Annotated in this window: 19 protein-coding genes; 15 read left to right on the top strand and 4 right to left on the bottom strand. The window is 28.4% G+C overall.

Going from position 1 to position 16,338, the window contains the following annotated elements; genetic code table 11:
• Positions 1 to 14: 14 nt before the first annotated feature.
• The 12 genes from CQA75_RS09145 (at position 15) to CQA75_RS04095 (ending at position 11,547) form a co-directional block, all read left to right on the top strand.
• Positions 15 to 182: a hypothetical protein gene (locus CQA75_RS09145; RefSeq protein ID WP_171000078.1), complete on the top strand. Its 168-nt coding sequence runs from the start codon at positions 15 to 17 to the stop codon at positions 180 to 182.
• The gene (locus CQA75_RS04140) at positions 175 to 936 is read left to right on the top strand and encodes an SDR family NAD(P)-dependent oxidoreductase (RefSeq protein ID WP_137623791.1); all 762 of its coding nucleotides are present in this window, start codon (positions 175 to 177) and stop codon (positions 934 to 936) included. Before CQA75_RS09145 ends, CQA75_RS04140 begins: the two co-directional genes overlap by 8 nt.
• Positions 933 to 1,298 (top strand): hypothetical protein, encoded by a 366-nt coding sequence (locus CQA75_RS09390; RefSeq protein WP_246023745.1) that lies wholly within the window; start codon positions 933 to 935, stop codon positions 1,296 to 1,298. Before CQA75_RS04140 ends, CQA75_RS09390 begins: the two co-directional genes overlap by 4 nt.
• A complete protein-coding gene (locus CQA75_RS09385; protein WP_246023743.1) occupies positions 1,292 to 1,873 on the top strand; it encodes a polysaccharide deacetylase family protein in 582 nt (193 codons plus the stop codon). The genes CQA75_RS09390 and CQA75_RS09385 overlap by 7 nt, the downstream gene beginning before the upstream one ends.
• Before the next feature lie 83 nt (positions 1,874 to 1,956).
• Positions 1,957 to 3,015, top strand: coding sequence for a sulfate adenylyltransferase (locus tag CQA75_RS04130; protein ID WP_137623790.1), 1,059 nt, complete (start codon positions 1,957 to 1,959; stop codon positions 3,013 to 3,015).
• A 1-nt stretch (position 3,016) separates the two neighbouring features.
• On the top strand, positions 3,017 to 3,979 hold the full coding sequence (locus tag CQA75_RS04125; protein WP_137623789.1) for a pyruvate kinase: 963 nt from the start codon (positions 3,017 to 3,019) through the stop codon (positions 3,977 to 3,979).
• Positions 3,980 to 3,988: 9 nt separating this feature from the next.
• A complete protein-coding gene (locus CQA75_RS04120) occupies positions 3,989 to 5,242 on the top strand; it encodes a cation:proton antiporter (protein ID WP_137623788.1) in 1,254 nt (417 codons plus the stop codon).
• A 77-nt stretch (positions 5,243 to 5,319) separates the two neighbouring features.
• Complete coding sequence (locus tag CQA75_RS04115) at positions 5,320 to 7,407, top strand: capsular polysaccharide biosynthesis protein (RefSeq protein ID WP_137623787.1); 2,088 nt, start codon at positions 5,320 to 5,322, stop codon at positions 7,405 to 7,407.
• The gene (gene kpsS, locus CQA75_RS04110; protein ID WP_137623786.1) at positions 7,386 to 8,588 is read left to right on the top strand and encodes a capsule polysaccharide modification protein KpsS; all 1,203 of its coding nucleotides are present in this window, start codon (positions 7,386 to 7,388) and stop codon (positions 8,586 to 8,588) included. Before CQA75_RS04115 ends, kpsS begins: the two co-directional genes overlap by 22 nt.
• 61 nt (positions 8,589 to 8,649) lie before the next feature.
• Positions 8,650 to 9,771 (top strand): DUF829 domain-containing protein, encoded by a 1,122-nt coding sequence (locus CQA75_RS04105; RefSeq protein ID WP_137623785.1) that lies wholly within the window; start codon positions 8,650 to 8,652, stop codon positions 9,769 to 9,771.
• Positions 9,768 to 11,150: a cytochrome P450 gene (locus CQA75_RS04100; protein ID WP_137623784.1), complete on the top strand. Its 1,383-nt coding sequence runs from the start codon at positions 9,768 to 9,770 to the stop codon at positions 11,148 to 11,150. Before CQA75_RS04105 ends, CQA75_RS04100 begins: the two co-directional genes overlap by 4 nt.
• The gene (locus CQA75_RS04095; RefSeq protein WP_137623783.1) at positions 11,131 to 11,547 is read left to right on the top strand and encodes a hypothetical protein; all 417 of its coding nucleotides are present in this window, start codon (positions 11,131 to 11,133) and stop codon (positions 11,545 to 11,547) included. The genes CQA75_RS04100 and CQA75_RS04095 overlap by 20 nt, the downstream gene beginning before the upstream one ends.
• Here the strand turns inward: CQA75_RS04095 and acpS are convergent.
• Together acpS and fliL are read right to left on the bottom strand one after the other, a co-directional pair.
• The gene (gene acpS, locus CQA75_RS04090; protein WP_137623782.1) at positions 11,544 to 11,891 is read right to left on the bottom strand and encodes a holo-ACP synthase; all 348 of its coding nucleotides are present in this window, start codon (positions 11,889 to 11,891) and stop codon (positions 11,544 to 11,546) included. The two genes, CQA75_RS04095 and acpS, sit on opposite strands and share 4 nt — an antisense overlap.
• The gene (fliL, locus tag CQA75_RS04085) at positions 11,891 to 12,427 is read right to left on the bottom strand and encodes a flagellar basal body-associated protein FliL (RefSeq protein WP_137623781.1); all 537 of its coding nucleotides are present in this window, start codon (positions 12,425 to 12,427) and stop codon (positions 11,891 to 11,893) included. Before fliL ends, acpS begins: the two co-directional genes overlap by 1 nt.
• Positions 12,428 to 12,540: 113 nt before the next feature.
• On the opposite strand from fliL, the gene CQA75_RS04080 reads away from it, so the two are divergent.
• On the top strand, positions 12,541 to 13,911 hold the full coding sequence (locus tag CQA75_RS04080) for a phosphomannomutase/phosphoglucomutase (RefSeq protein WP_137623780.1): 1,371 nt from the start codon (positions 12,541 to 12,543) through the stop codon (positions 13,909 to 13,911).
• Between the two features lie 38 nt (positions 13,912 to 13,949).
• A complete protein-coding gene (locus CQA75_RS04075; protein ID WP_137623779.1) occupies positions 13,950 to 14,327 on the top strand; it encodes a DUF1090 family protein in 378 nt (125 codons plus the stop codon).
• Positions 14,328 to 14,375: 48 nt separating this feature from the next.
• Here CQA75_RS04075 and rsfS read toward each other — a convergent pair whose 3' ends face one another.
• The gene (gene rsfS, locus CQA75_RS04070; RefSeq protein ID WP_137623778.1) at positions 14,376 to 14,705 is read right to left on the bottom strand and encodes a ribosome silencing factor; all 330 of its coding nucleotides are present in this window, start codon (positions 14,703 to 14,705) and stop codon (positions 14,376 to 14,378) included.
• 28 nt (positions 14,706 to 14,733) lie between these two features.
• The gene (gene nadD / locus CQA75_RS04065; protein WP_137623777.1) at positions 14,734 to 15,279 is read right to left on the bottom strand and encodes a nicotinate (nicotinamide) nucleotide adenylyltransferase; all 546 of its coding nucleotides are present in this window, start codon (positions 15,277 to 15,279) and stop codon (positions 14,734 to 14,736) included.
• A 60-nt stretch (positions 15,280 to 15,339) separates the two neighbouring features.
• On the opposite strand from nadD, the gene gap reads away from it, so the two are divergent.
• Positions 15,340 to 16,338: a type I glyceraldehyde-3-phosphate dehydrogenase gene (gene gap, locus CQA75_RS04060; protein WP_137623776.1), complete on the top strand. Its 999-nt coding sequence runs from the start codon at positions 15,340 to 15,342 to the stop codon at positions 16,336 to 16,338.

The raw sequence follows: 16,338 nt of genomic DNA, 5'->3' as shown, positions 1-16,338 counted from the left end.
GGAAAAAACAAAGATTGAAGATATTGAAGAGTGGGATAGTTTTGGTTATATTGTCAACTATTGCTTTATTTGATACTTTATTTAATATAAAAATAACAGGAGATATGTTAAGAGAGTGTGAATATGTGGATGATATAATTTCTTTAGCTGGTGATATGTATAGAAGAATAAATTATGTTTAAAGATGATATTTTTTTAAATAAGCGCTATTTAATAACTGGGGCAAGCAGTGGAATTGGAGCTGATGCTGCTTTAAAACTCAATAGTTTAGGGGCTGAAGTTATTTGTATAGGAAGAAATCTTAATTCTTTAAAAGAATATAAAATATGGCTAAACATCCTAATAAATTTTTTATATATAGAAAAAGATTTAAGCGATTTTTATGATTTAGATGCGTGGGTTTTAAAACGCGTTGAGGAATATGGATATTTTAATGGTGCTGTTCTTTCTGCTGGAATTCAATATATATTACCACTAAGATCAAAATTTTTTCTTAATAAAGCTTTAGATATCTTTAATATTAATTATTTTGCAAATATGCAGATTTTGAAAGGTCTGCTTGATAATAAAGCAAAAACTCAATCAGCTGCTAGTTTTGTGTGGATTAGTTCGATTTCAAGCATCAAAGGGGAAAAAGGATTAATTTCATACGCTTCTAGTAAAGCAGCAATAAATGCGGCTGTAAAGTCGATTGCATTAGAGTTTGCTCCAAAATATAGAATTAATGCTATATCGCCAGGATTTGTAATGACGAATATGATTAAAGAATGGTCTTCTGTCTATGATGAAAATTTTTTAGAAAATATTGAAAAACAATATCCTTTGGGGATCGGGAGTACCGATTATATATCAAATTTAATATCTTTTTTACTTAGCGATTTGTCATCTTGGATAACTGGGCAAAATTTAATAATAGATGGAGGAGCCAGCATATGAAAGCGATTATGTATCACTATGTTCGAAATTCTAATAAAAAGCTACCATTTTTTAGATATCTTTCAATAGATAATTTTAGAAAACAACTTGATTATTTTGAAGAAAAATTTGGTTTTGTTAGATATGATGATTTTTTAAAATTGTGTTTCGATAGAAATTATATTAATAATTTGAAAAATAGGATATTATTAACATTTGATGACGGATTTAAAGATCATTATGAATTTGTATTACCTGAATTAGTTAAAAGAAATTTATTTGGCTTATTTTTTATACCAACGGGGATATATGGTAGAAAAAAAGCCTTGGATGTTCATAGAATTCATTATCTAACAGGTAGTTATGGGGGGGGGATTTGCTAGATTTTGCAAATAAGATAATAGAAGACGATATGATAGAAAAACAATTAATGAAAGAATTTAAAAATAAGACATACGTTAAGCAAGATAATGATGAAAATGTAGCAAAATTTAAGAAAATATTTAATTATTATATAAAATATGAATTTAGAGAAGAGATATTGGATAAAATAGTTAAAAATTTTCTCGATGATGGCGAAATCTTTAAAAATTTATATATGAGTGAAGAACAATTAAAACAAATGCATAGTGCACAAATGATAATCGGATCACACACTGTTGATCACTTTGTTCTTTCTAAATTAAGTGAAGAAGAACAAGGGTATCAAATACATAGTTCTTTTAAATTTTTAGAAAATTTACTTGGTAATTTACAAATAAAATGTTTCTGCTATCCTTACGGTGGTTTTCATACTTTTAATCAATTTACAGAAAAATTTTTGAGTGATTTTGGATGCGTGTTTTCGTTTAATGTAGAATCTAGAAATATTTCTTTGCATGATTTGCAAAATAGACCACAAGCTTTACCAAGATATGATTGTAATGAATTTAATTTTGGAAAGGCGAATTTAGGTTAATTTTTTGGAATAAATTTTTGATATAATAGATTTAAATTATAAAAATTTTAGTGAATATTTTATAATTAAATTAAAGAGAACAAATGATTAATTTAACAACAGAAAATTTTTTAGATTTAAAATATTTAGCAACAAAAGTTTTTAGTCCTATATCCGGATTTATGGTATATGATGAATATATAAAAGTCGTTGAAGAAATGCAACTGCTAGATAAAAGCATTTGGACTATACCTATAACTTTGGAAGTTGATAATATTAAAAATTATACAGTTAATAAAAATTATGATCTGTATTACAATAATTCTTTAGTCGGAAAAATTCATATAAGAGATAAATTTATAATCGATGATGAGCAAATTTATGAGATTTATCAAAGTAAAGATCATGAGCATCCTGGGATAAAAAAAGAGAAATTAAGATCATCTCATAGAGTTGGCGGAGAAATCGAGATAAAAGAAGAATTGATTAAAAATTCTTTATATAAAAATATAGTAAAGCATGAATTTGCTCTTATAAATCAAAAAGTGCAAACTATAGCAGGTTTTCAAACTAGAAATGCGATACATAAGGCACATGAGTATTTGCAAAGATTAGCCCTAGAAATTTGTGACGGTTTGTTTATAAATCCTTTGATTGGTTGGAAAAAGAAAGGCGATTTTACACAAGAAGCTGTGATGGGCTCTTATAATAAAATGTCTAATGAATTTTATCCCAAAAATAGAGTGTTTTTAAGAGGGCTAGAAACTAGAATGTATTATGCTGGACCCAGAGAAGCTGTTTTTCATGCATTATTAAGAAGAAATATGGGATGTACTCATTTTATAATAGGACGAGATCATGCTGGTGTAAAAGATTATTATGGAATTTATCAAGCTCAAGAATTGGCTAAGAAATTAGATAAAAAATATGATTTAGGGATAAAATTATTATTATTTAAAGAGCCTTATTATTGTATTAAGTGTAAGCAAATTGTTACGCAAAATACTTGCGATCATTATGATACCTTTAGAGTGGCAATTAGTGGAACTGAAATTAGAAATGCATTGCAAAATGGTATCATTCCAGATGAAAAATTTATGAGAAAAGAAATATCTGAGGTTTTAATTTCTCTTGGAAAAGATAATATATTTATAAGGGAGTAAAATGCAAAAATATATTTTAACAACTGGACCAAGCTTGGGGAATAAGATTAAATTAAATGAAATTCACCAAGATAATTTTATTTATAGGATTAATGGGGCTCATGGCACTATTGATGATATAAGAAAAACTATTATTAATTTAAAGAATCAGATTGATAGTGTTGAAATTTTAATTGATTTGCCAGGAAATAAAATAAGAACTGCTAATATAGATCAAAACGGAGTATTATTATGTAAAGATAAAACTTTTTCTCTTAATATTAATCAATTTAATTATAAAGATTTTTATAAACTTTTAAAACCAGAAATGAAAGTTTACGCAAATGATAGCGTGTTTTTATTTATCGTTAAAGAAATTAATGAAAATGAAATTATTTTTTTATCGAAAAGCGATGGAATATTGCTAAATAATAAAGGTATGCATGTTAGAGATTTACACAGCAATATACCTTTTTTATTTGAAAAAGACAAGCAATTGATTCAACTATGCAATGAATTTAATATAAATTATGTTGGGGCTTCATTTGTAAGAAAATCTCAAGATATCCAAGAAATAAAAAAAATTATTAATCCAAATACAAAAATTATTTCCAAAATAGAAACTTTAGAAGCAGTAAATAACTTAAATGATATTTTAAATGAAGTTAGTTTTATATTGATTGATAGAGGGGATTTGTCAACTGAAATTGGTATAGAAAAAATACCACGTTTTCAAAATTACATAATACAAATGGCAAATCATAAAGGTATAAAAGTCTTTTTAGCAACTCAAATTTTAAAAAATATGGAAGAAAAGCCTATTCCTACAATTGCAGAAATTGATGATCTGTATAATATATCAAAAAGCGGTGTTTTTGGCATACAACTTTCTGAAGAGACGGCTGTTGGATATTACATAGAAGAATGTGTTAAAATTTTAAATTTAATGCAAGATGAAATCAATAATGAAAAAATTGTTCTTTAAGGAGAATATATGAAATTTGAGTCATTAAGCCCTGAGAATATCAGTATTATATTTTTATCTTTAGGAATTTTATTATTTTCTTCTTTTATTTTTGGAAAATTATTTACTTTGTTTAAAGCTCCAAAAGTAATTGGTGAAATTTTTGGGGGTTTTATTTTAGGAGCGAGTGGTTTATATATTTTTGCTCCTGATTTGCTCATGAGTATTTTTAATGGGTTTAATGAGCAGGGAAAAATACTTAATATCTTTTATCAGTTGGGTTTAGTATTTTTAATGTTTATTGCAGGATTTAACACACAAATTAGCTTTGAAAAACAAAATATTAAAATTATTTCTACTTTATTTTTGGGTGGTACTTTTTTATCTGCTGGTGTAGGGTATTTCTTTATCGATTATTTTAAAGAATCTTTCATCGGAATAAAAGGAAATGATTTATCTTTTGATTTGGTATTTTTAATCGCAATTGCTGTAACTTCTATACCAGTAATATCAAAAATATTTTTTGATATAGGAATAATTAAAACAAGATTTGCAAGTATAGTTTTAACTACTTCAACAATACAAGATTTGTTTTTATGGATTTTGCTTAATATTACTATCAATGCTGTGACAAACCAAGATTTAACTTTGATGAGCAATCTTAAAACCGCTTTTCTTACCTTGTTTTTATTTATAGGTGTAAAAATAATTTCAAATTTATTTGCAAAAATTTCTTTTCGTATGAATACAATTGATTTTTTTACTTTAAGTTTTGTTGTATTATTTTTATCAATAGCATTTTTAAATATGATTCATATTAATCCTATGTATACTTCATTTCTCGTAGGTTTTTTAATAAAAAATATTTTAAACAACCATCAAGAATTAAGGGAAAAAGTTAATGGTCTTTCTGATATGGTTTTTTCATTTTTTATCCCTATCTATTTTGCTTTAATTGGTATTCAATTAAACGTTATCCATGAATTTTCTTTTAGCATGTTTATATTTTTCTTGATTCTAGTATGTTTATTGAAATTTTTGGGTTGCTATTTAGGATTAAATTTTGTTAAAATTTCTCATATTTCAAGAATTAATTTTGCAATTACTATGAATGCTAGGGGTGGCCCAGGGATAGTTTTAGCAAGTGTTGCTTATTATTATCAGATTATTAATGTAGGTTTTTTTACAACACTTATTTTAACAGTTTTAATTTCTTCAATGTTAGCAGGCTATTGGTTAAGGTATCAAAAAAACAAAAATGTTAATATCTTTTCCAAATTTTAGAAAAATTATTAGAATCTAATTTTTAAATATAAAAATTTTTATTATAATTCTTTAAAAATATTTTTAAAGAATTATTTATGAAGTATTATTCAATCTCAAAAAAATTAACAACCAACGTTCAAAATTTTCATTCTGTTTTATGGTTTAATATTTTTTCAAAATGTGAAAAGCAAGATATTTTTGTAGGCTGGGGACGAAAAAAATCCGGCTTAAAAGCGCAAGAATTAGCCCAAAAGTATAATACAAAATTTATGCTTTTAGAAGATGGTTTCATAAGATCTTTAAATTTGGGCGTTGAAAATGCCCCCAGTTTTAGCTTAGTTTGTGATGATATAGGGATTTATTATGATGCTACCAAGCCTTCAAAATTAGAAAATCTTTTAAACACTTATGAGCCAAATCAAGAAGAATTAGACAAAGCTAAAAAAGCTATAGAACTTATAAAAAAATATAAAATTAGCAAATACAATAACAATTTAGATATCCCAAATGATTATTTTTCAAAAGATGAAAACCGCGTTTTAATCATCACTCAAACCGCAAATGATGCATCTTTAAAATACGGCTTAGCGCAAAATTTTAATACCAATGAAATAATAAAAGGTGCTATAAAAGAAAATCCAAATTCTCAAATTTATATTAAAATTCATCCTGACGTATTAAACGGAAAAAAACAAAGCGATTTTGATATACATTCCTTGCCTAAAGAATGCAAGATTATAAGTGAGAACTTTAATCCTATGGCTTTATTAAAACATTTTAATAAAGTTTATACTAAAACCTCTGGGATGGGCTTTGAAGCTTTGATTATGGGTTGTGAGTGTGTTTGTTATGGTATGCCTTTTTATTCGGGTTGGGGTTTGACGCAAGATAAGCAAAAATGTTTAAGAAGGGTTAAAAAAAGAAGCCTTGAAGAAGTGTTTTATATCGCTTATATGCTTTATAGTCAGTATTTTAATCCTTATTTAAATCAAAAAAGTGATATTTTTGACACGATTAAAACCTTGGCAAAATATAAAAGTATAGAACAAGAAAATTCCAATAGATTGTTTATGTTAGGATTTACTCTTTGGAAAAGGTATTTTATGAAACCTTTTTTTAAGGCTAAGGATAATGAAATATTTTTTTTAAATTCCTTAAAAGCTTTAGATAAATATAAGCTAAAAAAAAGTGATAAATTTTTCATTTGGGGCAAGAGAGTCAATTTTAATGAGTTAAGAAATACTCTTGTAAAAAAAGCACAAGATGAAAATTTAACTAGCTTTATTCCAAAAATTTCTTTAGTAGAAGATGGTTTTATCCGTTCTATTTCTTTGGGTTCTGATCTTACGCGCCCTTATTCTTTAATTGTTGATGATCAAGGACTTTATATTGACCCAAATCAAGAGAGTCGCCTAGAAAATATCTTGCAAAATGAGGTTTTTGATGAGCAAATTTTATCAAGGGCAAAAAATATTATCCAAATTTTAAAAGAGAATAAATTTTCAAAATATAACGGTATCAAACATCAAGATATTAAGATTAACGCTAAAAAAGGACAAAAAATTATTCTCATCCCTGCGCAAGTTGAGGACGATGCTTCGATGATTTTAGGTGGTTTTGGGCTATCGACTTTGGATTTGATTAAAGAAGTAAGATTGAAAAATCAAGATGCTTATATTGTTTTTAAGCCCCATCCTGATGTTTTAAGTGGAAATCGCAAAGGCTTAAAGGATGAAAAAATCATTTTAAAATATTGCGATGAGATTATAAAAAATTGTAGCATTGATAGTGCGATAAAAATTTGTCATGAAGTGCATACGATCACTTCTACTTCAGGATTTGATGCACTTTTACGCTCTAAAAAAGTTTTTATTTATGGTATGCCTTTTTATGCGGGTTGGGGTTTAACGCAAGATAAACAAAAATGTTTAAGAAGAACGAGAAAATTGACTTTAGAAGAGCTTGTTGCTGGTGTTTTGGTGCAATATCCAAGATATATTCATCCAAAAACAAAAAACTTATGTGAAATTGAACTTTGTTTAGATATAATGTTAAAAATGCAAAAAGATTATTTTTCTAAACCTTTTCAAAAAATAATCATTGATTTTAGAATTTTTATATTAAGAAAAATAAGAAGAATTTACGAATTTGTAGCATTAAAATGGAATTTGATAAAAAAGTAAAAAAAGAATTTAGCGGAAAAAATGTCATTCTTTTACAAGGACCAGTGGGTAATTTTTTTTATCGTTTGGCAAAAAAACTAAAAAAATACAATGCTCAAATTTTAAAGATTAATTTTAATGGTGGGGATTTTTTATTTTATCCTAAAGCAAAAATTTACAAGGATAAGGAAGAAAATTTAACACAATTTTATGAAAAACTTTTTAAGCAACACAAGACTCAAGCTATTTTGATGTATAATGATTGCCGGTTAATCCATAAAAAGGCTATAGAGGTTGCTAAAAAGTTAAACATCGATGTTTGGATTTTTGAAGAAGGGTATCTAAGACCTTATTGTATTACTTTTGAAAAAAACGGCGTTAATGCAAATTCTTTGCTGCCTCGCAATAAAAATTTTTATCTTAATCAAAAAGCATGTAGTAAAAAATCTATAAAAGAAATCCCTGGTGGATTTAAATACATGGCCTTTTATGCTTTTTTATATTGGTTATTTTCTTTTCTTTTAGCTCCATTTTTTAATAATGCTCTTCACCATCGTACCTTATATCCTTTTGAGTTTTTATTTTGGTTTAGATCTTTATATAGAAAATATTTTTATAAATTTGCAGAAAAAAAACTAAACAATAAGATTTATGATCTTAAAAAGAAATATTTTTTAGCCATTTTGCAAGTTTATAATGATACACAAGTTAAATATCACTATAAAAAAAGCATAGAAGAATTTATAGAAGAAACCATACTTTCTTTTGCCAATCATGCTAGGGCTAAATCTTATCTAGTTTTTAAACATCATCCTATGGATAGAGGATATAAAAATTATTCTAAATTGATTCAAGAGCTTAGTGAAAAATATCATGTTGAAGGACGAATTTTATATGTCCATGATTCTCATTTGCCAAGACTTTTAAAAAATGCTTTAGGGTGCATTACTATAAATTCTACTGTTGGCTTAAGTGCTATTTTGGAAGGTTGTCCTACTAAGGTTTGCGGCAAGGCTTTTTATGATTTTGAGGATTTGACCTATCCAAAAAAACTTCATTTTTTCTGGAGAGAAGCTCACGCTTATAGACCAAATCCGGTTTTAGTTTGCCATTTTAAAAATTATCTTTTAAGAAGTAATCAATTTAATGCTAATTTTTATAAAAATTCATTTTTAAATCATAAAAGTAAAAATTTTAATTAACAAAGTTTTTAAAAAAAATTGTTATAATTTTGAAAAAAATAGTTTAAGAAATTGATTTTTTATGGATAGAGAAGTATTTTATATAGCAGGATATGATCCTAAAAGTTATAGATATTATTATGATTTGTTTAAAAAAAATTTAAAAAAATATTCCAATCAATTTGATATTCAAGCCAGTATAAGTAAAGTTGATCATCATAAAACTTTTCCTTTTTTTCAAGTCAATACTCAAAATGTAAAGCTTAAATATCATTTTTTAACTTGGAATGATATAGTAAAAAAAAATTGGTCAGAAAGTTATTTGGATGCTTTGAAAGATTGTTACAGTTTTTTTAGAATTTATACGATCACAGGTCTTTTTATCAAATTTGGTAAAGAATCAATTTATCAATTAATCACTGGATATTATCCATTTTTTTATGTACTTTTTTCTTTATTTTTTTCTTTATTTGCTGGTTTTGCAGCTTTTTTTCTTGCAAAAAATTATATACATTTTTCTTTTTCCATTATTTTAGGAATTTTACTTTCTTTTTTAATTTTTCGCTTTTTGTTTAAACTTGGTAAAAAATTAGCAGTATTTTGGATAGCTAGAATTTGTGCTTTTTGTGCAAATTGGCACTATAAAAAACAAGGCTTGATGGAAGAGAGAATCAAAATATTTTCCAATACAATCTTGCAAAATTTAAAGCAGAATGAAAATAATGAAAACTATGAATTAATTTTAATAGCTCATAGTGTTGGAACGATAGTTTGTATTGAGGTTTTAGATTTTATTTTAAAGCAAAATTTAGAACAAAAAATATTAAATAAGCTAAAGATTATTACTTTGGGCGAGTGCATTCCTTTGGTGAGTTATCAAAAAAAGTCCAATGATTTTAGAAAAAAATTAGAATTTGTTTCTCAATTTGATTTAAAATGGTATGATTACACTTCGGTTATTGATGGGGCGTGTTTTCCTCAAGTTGATTTTTTTCGTACAAGTGGTGTCGATGCGAAATTTACTCCGCATTTTTTAAGCGCTAAATTTCATACTTTGTATGAAAAAAATGAATATAAAAAAATCAAAAAAGATAAAAACAAAGCACATTTTTTATATCTTTATAGTCCAAGTATTAAGGGCAGTTACGATTTTTTTAATTTTGTTTTGTCATCTCAATTTTTAGAAAAGGAAATAAAAATATGAGCAGGTGTCCTTTCTACCCAAAACCTTATAAAAATAAGGCTTCAACTTTTTTAACCTTTTTGCTTAAGCGTAGATCTTGGCTTGATGGGCTTTATGAGCGTAGCTATAAAATGCAAACAGGCTATGTTAAAATGCCTAATTTTGATCTTTATGTGATCAATGATACCAAAGAAGTAAAAAGAATGATGGTTGATGAGGTTAAGGAATTTCCAAAAAGTGCCTTTTTGCATGAGCTTTTAAGTCCGCTTTTGGGAGAAAGTATTTTTACAACCAACGGAGAGGTTTGGAAAAAACAACGTGAGCTTTTAAGACCTAGTTTTGAAATGACACGCATCAATAAAGTTTTTAATCTCATGAGTGAAGCTGTAGCAGATATGATGGAGCGTTTTGGTAAATATCCGGATAATTCAGTGATTGAAGTGGATGAAGCTATGACTTTTGTTACAGCTGATGTTATTTTTCGCACTATCATGTCTTCTAAACTTGATGCGCAAAAAGGTAAAAAAATTCTTGATGCTTTTGTGATTTTTCAAGAACAAAGTGTGCATACGGCTATGCGCCGCATGTTTTATTTTCCAAAATGGCTTTCTTATATTCTAGGAGATCGCAAACGAGCGAAAGCAGGAGATACCATAAGACAAGTTTTAAGCGATATTATAAAGCCCCGCTATGAGGCTGTCAGTTCAGGAGAGTTGGGAAAATTTGAAGATATTTTAAGTTCTTTGCTTTTGGTGGTTGATGCAGAAACCAATCAGCGTTTTTCATTTGAGGAAATTTTAGATCAAGTGGCTATGCTTTTTTTAGCAGGTCATGAAACTACGGCTAGTTCTTTAACTTGGACGCTTTACTTACTTAGCCTTTATCCTGAGGAACAGCAAAAAGCCTATGAAGAAATTATTGAAATTTTAAAAGATGATACTATTGAGATTTCGCATTTGAAACAATTTAAATATTTGACTAATATTTTTAAAGAGTCATTAAGACTTTATCCTCCTGTGGGATTTTTTGCAAGAGAAGCCAATAAAGACACCATTGTAAGAGATAAAACCATTAAAAAAGGATCAGGAGTTGTAATAGCACCATGGCTTATACATCGCCATGAAAGTTTTTGGCAAAATCCTAATGACTTTAATCCTTCGCGTTTTGATGAAGAATATAAAAAAGATGCATATTTGCCTTTTGGTATGGGAGAGAGAATTTGCATAGGGCAAGGTTTTGCAATGCAAGAGGCTATTTTGATTTTAGCTAATATTTTAAAAACTTATAAATTAGAATTAGAAGAAGGTTTTATTCCTGATGTGGTAGGGCGCTTGACCATTAGATCGGCAAATGGGATGAGAATTAAATTTAGCAAAAGGGATGTTAAGGGTGAAAAATAGAAATCGAGCGATTTTTTTTCATTTTAAGCATAAAATTAAAGGGAGTTTAAGAGAGAAGTTAGCGGGAACTTTATTGCTTTGTGCTATTGTTCCTTTAGCGGTTTTAGGTTATATTTTTATTGTAATTGTGGGAATTTTTTTTAATACCGCACGCGCTAGACAAGGCGTAAGGGCGCTTGATCATTTTGTTAATGCAAGTTTGTTTAATGGTTATGCTTGGGAGAGTGTGTCTTCTCATGCGTGGAGAGAAAGAAACCATAAAAAGTGGGCTAGAATAGTCATTAAGATTACGGATTTTTTTCAAAAAGATCATTGCAAAAGGGCTAATAAAAGAGAGCAACCAGTTGTTGATTTTATACTTTCAAAGAATTTAGATAAACAAACTATAGGAAATTAAACTAAGACAACGATAGCAATGGCAAAACCACCATCGTGTGAAATGCTAAGAGATGTTTGCTTGACGCAAAAATGATCCATAATTTTTTTAGAATATTGAAGTTTGGGAGCATTTCTTTCATCTTTGTCAATTTCTATATCTAAAAATCCACAAAGACCGCAAATTCCAGTCCCTAAAGCCTTACTGGCCGCTTCTTTTGCTGCCCAAAGTCCTGCTAAATTTGCAGGACTTTTGATCAATAATTGCTCTTTGGGACTTAAAAATTTATCTAAAAAATTTTTTTCATGCCTTTGATAAATTTTTTCTATTCTGCTAATAGCAACAATATCGCAACCTACACGCATCAAGACACAACAAAATCTGTAAAATAAACGTTTTTAATAAAACCATCGGTTAAAATTTCATTGATTTTACCCACCAATTCATCTTTTAAACGTTCTTTTCCTTTTTGAGTGCTGATTTCTTCAAATGTTTTTGAAGTTAAGGTTCTAATGATAATATCACGAATAACTGGCACTTTTTTATCGAGTTCAGGCTTTAAAAGTTCGCTATTTTGTTCCAGCTCTATTGTGCATTTTACGTATCTTGAGCCGCTATCGCTTAAGAGATTTAGCGTGAAAGGATCAAGAGGATACATAGGACCTATATTAGCATAATCACTACCGCGTTGAGTTGGAACTGAATTTTTTGTTTTATTTGTTTTAACCTCTTCTTTAGGAGCTTCTTTGATCTTTGTTTCATCACTAGAGCTACTTGAAATAAGCCAAGCTATAACACCCATAATACTTAAAAGCAATACAAAAAGTAAAACAACTATGATAATAACAAGCATTCCGCCTTTTTTCTTTTTACCTTCTTCGTTTTCTAATTCTTCATCCATAAAAATTTCCTTATTTAGTGAAATTAATGTAAAATTGTATCAAAATTTTCTTTATCTTAATAGTTAAAATTTATTATATTGAAAAATTTTTTAATTATTTTAAGGATTTGCATATGCTTGATGTGATTTTTAGAGAATACGATATACGCGGACTTTATGGAAAGGAACTTCACGAAAAAAGCGTTAAGGCGATAGGTTATTGTTTGGGTCAGACTATGCTTAAAAGATCTTGTAAAAATGTAAGTGTGGGTTATGATGCAAGGTATAGTGCTAAAGAACTTTTTGGATATTTGGTTAGTGGATTAAATAAAGCCGGTATTAAAGTTTATAATATAGGACTTGTTCCAACTCCACTCGGGTACTTTAGTCTTTATGAGGGGTTGAAATTTGATGCAAATATCATGATCACAGCTTCACACAATCCAAAAGAATATAATGGCTTTAAAATTACCATAGGTAAGGAAAGTTTTTTTGGAACTGAATTAAAAGAATTTTCTAAAGAAGTCTATAAGCATTTAGATGATGAAATAGAAGATAATTTTGATACACAGTCATACGATATTTTAAGTCTTTATGTGGAATTTATGACTAAGCAATTTAGTTTTTTAAAAGATTTTCACTATAAATTTGCTATTGATTGTAGCAATGGAGCAGCTGGAGTTGTGATAGAGCCGCTAATAAAAGCTTTAAATTTAAAAGCCCATCTTATGTTTGCCAATCCTGATGGACAATTTCCAAACCATAATCCTGATCCAACAGAAGAGCGAAATTTAGAGGCTGTGAAAAATTTCTTAAGTCAAAATGAAGATTATGGACTTGCTTTTGCATTTGATGGCGATGCCGATAGAATAGTGGCTTTAAGCAAAACTCATATTTTTTGCGGGGATGAGCTTTGTTATTTATTTGCTAAAAATATCCCAAATCCTAGAATTTTAGGAGAAGTAAAATGCAGCAAAAATCTTTTTGATGAGGTTGCCAAATTTGGAACTATTTTTATGGGAAAAACTGGACATTCAAATATTAAAAAAATGATGAAAGAAAAAGATATTGATTTGGCTGCAGAAGTAAGCGGACATATATTTTTCAAGCATAGATATTTTGGATATGATGATGGAATTTACGCCTTTTTAAGAGCTTTAGAACTTGTTTATAAAGGTTTTGATTTAGAGGGTATGATTAAAGAATTGCCTAAATTATACACTACGCCAGAAATTAAAATTCCAGTAAATGAAGAAGAAAAATTTCAAATCGTTAGCGAATTTCAAAAAGCAGTTGAAAAAGGTGCCTTAGAGGGTGTAAAAAGTCTTTGTGAAATTGATGGAGCAAGAATTGATTTTGGCTATGGTTGGGCCTTACTTAGAGCGTCTAATACAAGTGCATATCTTATCACTCGTTTTGAAGCAAATTCATTAGAGCAAGCAAATGAACTTCAAGATAAAGTAATGAATTTGTTTAATCAAATAAAAGCCAAACTTAAGAGTTAATTAAGTAGTATTTGAGATTTTATTTTAAGGAGTGATTGATGAAAAAAATATGGATTTTAATAGCCGCATTATGCACTATGGCGTTTGCAAATGAATGCGATAAAAAAATAGAACGCATCAATAAAGAAATAGAATTTGCAAAAATTCATAATGATAATGCGAGAAAATTAAGCCTAGAGCTTGCTTTAAAAGAAGTTAAAAATGACTGCAGTAAAGATCCTCTTTTTTACGATAAAAAGCTAGAGGCTAAAAAGCTAAAAGAGCAAGAAGTGGAAAAAATAGAAAAAGAACTTCATGCTTTAGACGAAAAAAAGGATTATATGAGTAAGGTTGAGTATAAGGCTAAGAAAAAGGCTTTAAAAGAGCAAAAACATCAAATTAAAAAAGAAATTGAAGAATATATTGATCATCTTTGATTTGAAAATTTATTCTCTATGGTTTAAAAATCATAGAGAATGTTTGTTTTAATTAGTTTTATTTTTTTTCAAACTTTCTAATAATTCTTCTATATTATAAATTCCTCTATGTTCAGGTGTTAAAAGATGGATTAAAATATCACCCAAATCAATCACACTCCATTCTTCACTACTGTCTATATTTAAAAATTCTTCACCTTTGCTTTTGAGTTTGGTTTTTAGCTCATCAATTAAAGATAAAGCGTGTTTTTCTCCCAAGGTTGCAGCTATAATAACGTATTTTACAAAATATTCTTCTTTGCTCATATCAAAAGTTTTTATATCTTCTGCTTTTTTTTCATCTAAAATTTTAACAATTAAATCAATTCTTTCTTGCATTTTTTTCCTTTAATTTTTTGAAATTGTATCAATTTTTTTGAAATTTTTTATAATAATTTCGCACTTCATCTTTAATTTTTTCACACACTTCATCAGTATTTAGGGTGTTTCTTATAAACGAAGAGGCTATTTTAATATCGGTTTTTAAATCTTTAAATTGTTCTGGAATTTCTATATTATCTCGTTTAGCGATGACAAATTCAACCAAAGAAGCTAATTTTTCAAATTGATGCCAAAGATGGAGTTTTTCTAAATGATCAGCACCAATTAAAAAATAAAATTGACTTGGCTTATAAATTTTATAAAGATATTCTACACTTTCTATGCTTGGAACTGGGCGTTTTTGCTTGATTTCAAAATCACAAATTTTTACTTTGTCTAAATTTCCCCATAGTTTGATCACCCATTCTAATCTTTTTTCCTCATCAGCAAAAAATCCTTTTTTAAATGGATTAATAAAAGTTGGCATGATAATTAATTGATCAATGTCAATGGTTTTTAAAGCTTCTTTTATGACAGCATCATGCCCTTTGTGCGGTGGATCAAAGCTGCCCCCAAAAAGTGCGATTTTCATCTATTTTTTAACCTTTTTTTAGTAGAATATTAACATAAAAAATTTGCAAAGGAAAATAAAATGGCCGTAAAAGTTGCTATTAATGGTTTTGGACGCATAGGCAGATGCGTTGCGAGGATAATTTTACAAAGGAATGATATAGAGCTTGTAGCGATTAACGATACTACCGATATAGAGCTTGCAAAATATCTTTTTAAACATGATACGGTCCATGGAGAATTCAAAGGAAGTGTAGAAAGCGAAGGTGATGATTTAATAATCAATAATAAAAAAATCAAGGTTTTTAAAAGTCGCAGTGTTAAAGATCTTGATTTTGCAAAATATGGAGCCCAAATTGTTCTAGAATGCACAGGAGCGCATTTAACAACAGAAAAATGTCAAGAATTTTTAAACATGGGCATAGAAAAAGTTATAATGAGTGCTCCCGCAAAGGATAATACCCCTACTTATGTTTTAGGTGTTAATTCTGATCTTTATCACGGCGAAAAAATTATTTCCAATGCAAGTTGTACTACAAATTGCTTAGGGCCAGTTTGTAGAGTTTTACAAGATAATTTTGGGATCAAAAAAGGCCTTATGACAACTATACATGCTTATACTAATGGACAAAGTATTATTGATGCTAAAGCTAGAGATAAGCGTCGCTCACGTGCTGCAGCGCAAAATATTATCCCAACTTCTACAGGCGCTGCTAAGGCCATGAAACTTGTTATGCCAGAGCTTGATGGAAAGCTTCATGGCCAAAGTATGCGTGTTCCAGTTGTTGATGTATCAAGCGTTGATTTAACTGTTTTGCTTGATCGTAAAGCTAAAAAAGAAGAAATTAATGACGCTTTTAGAAAGGCTTCGGATTCAAATTTAAAAGGTCTTTTAATGGTGGATGATGAAGAGCGTGTTTCAAGTGATTTTATCACTTGTTCTTATGGTGCGATTGTAGCCAGTGATTTGACTCAAGTTATAGCAGATGATTTGATAAAAGTGATTGCTTGGTATGATAATGAATGGGGTTATTCAAGTCGTTTAGTTGATATGGCCGTTTATATTGCAAATAGGAATTAA

This window comes from Campylobacter taeniopygiae, from assembly GCF_005406225.1.
GTDB classification, from domain to species: domain Bacteria; phylum Campylobacterota; class Campylobacteria; order Campylobacterales; family Campylobacteraceae; genus Campylobacter_D; species Campylobacter_D taeniopygiae.
The sequence above is the reverse complement of the archived record's forward strand: the minus strand, read 5'-3'. Positions and strand labels throughout refer to the sequence as shown.

Coding starts and splice junctions, on each gene's coding strand:
- CQA75_RS04140 (WP_137623791.1), top strand. CDS start 175: ATGTTTAAAGATGATATTTTTTTAAATAAGCGCTATTTAATAACTGGG.
- CQA75_RS09390 (WP_246023745.1), top strand. CDS start 933: ATGAAAGCGATTATGTATCACTATGTTCGAAATTCTAATAAAAAGCTA.
- CQA75_RS04130 (WP_137623790.1), top strand. CDS start 1,957: ATGATTAATTTAACAACAGAAAATTTTTTAGATTTAAAATATTTAGCA.
- CQA75_RS04125 (WP_137623789.1), top strand. CDS start 3,017: ATGCAAAAATATATTTTAACAACTGGACCAAGCTTGGGGAATAAGATT.
- CQA75_RS04120 (WP_137623788.1), top strand. CDS start 3,989: ATGAAATTTGAGTCATTAAGCCCTGAGAATATCAGTATTATATTTTTA.
- CQA75_RS04115 (WP_137623787.1), top strand. CDS start 5,320: ATGAAGTATTATTCAATCTCAAAAAAATTAACAACCAACGTTCAAAAT.
- kpsS (WP_137623786.1), top strand. CDS start 7,386: ATGGAATTTGATAAAAAAGTAAAAAAAGAATTTAGCGGAAAAAATGTC.
- CQA75_RS04105 (WP_137623785.1), top strand. CDS start 8,650: ATGGATAGAGAAGTATTTTATATAGCAGGATATGATCCTAAAAGTTAT.
- CQA75_RS04100 (WP_137623784.1), top strand. CDS start 9,768: ATGAGCAGGTGTCCTTTCTACCCAAAACCTTATAAAAATAAGGCTTCA.
- CQA75_RS04095 (WP_137623783.1), top strand. CDS start 11,131: ATGTTAAGGGTGAAAAATAGAAATCGAGCGATTTTTTTTCATTTTAAG.
- acpS (WP_137623782.1), bottom strand. CDS start 11,891: ATGCGTGTAGGTTGCGATATTGTTGCTATTAGCAGAATAGAAAAAATT.
- fliL (WP_137623781.1), bottom strand. CDS start 12,427: ATGGATGAAGAATTAGAAAACGAAGAAGGTAAAAAGAAAAAAGGCGGA.
- CQA75_RS04080 (WP_137623780.1), top strand. CDS start 12,541: ATGCTTGATGTGATTTTTAGAGAATACGATATACGCGGACTTTATGGA.
- CQA75_RS04075 (WP_137623779.1), top strand. CDS start 13,950: ATGAAAAAAATATGGATTTTAATAGCCGCATTATGCACTATGGCGTTT.
- rsfS (WP_137623778.1), bottom strand. CDS start 14,705: ATGCAAGAAAGAATTGATTTAATTGTTAAAATTTTAGATGAAAAAAAA.
- nadD (WP_137623777.1), bottom strand. CDS start 15,279: ATGAAAATCGCACTTTTTGGGGGCAGCTTTGATCCACCGCACAAAGGG.
- gap (WP_137623776.1), top strand. CDS start 15,340: ATGGCCGTAAAAGTTGCTATTAATGGTTTTGGACGCATAGGCAGATGC.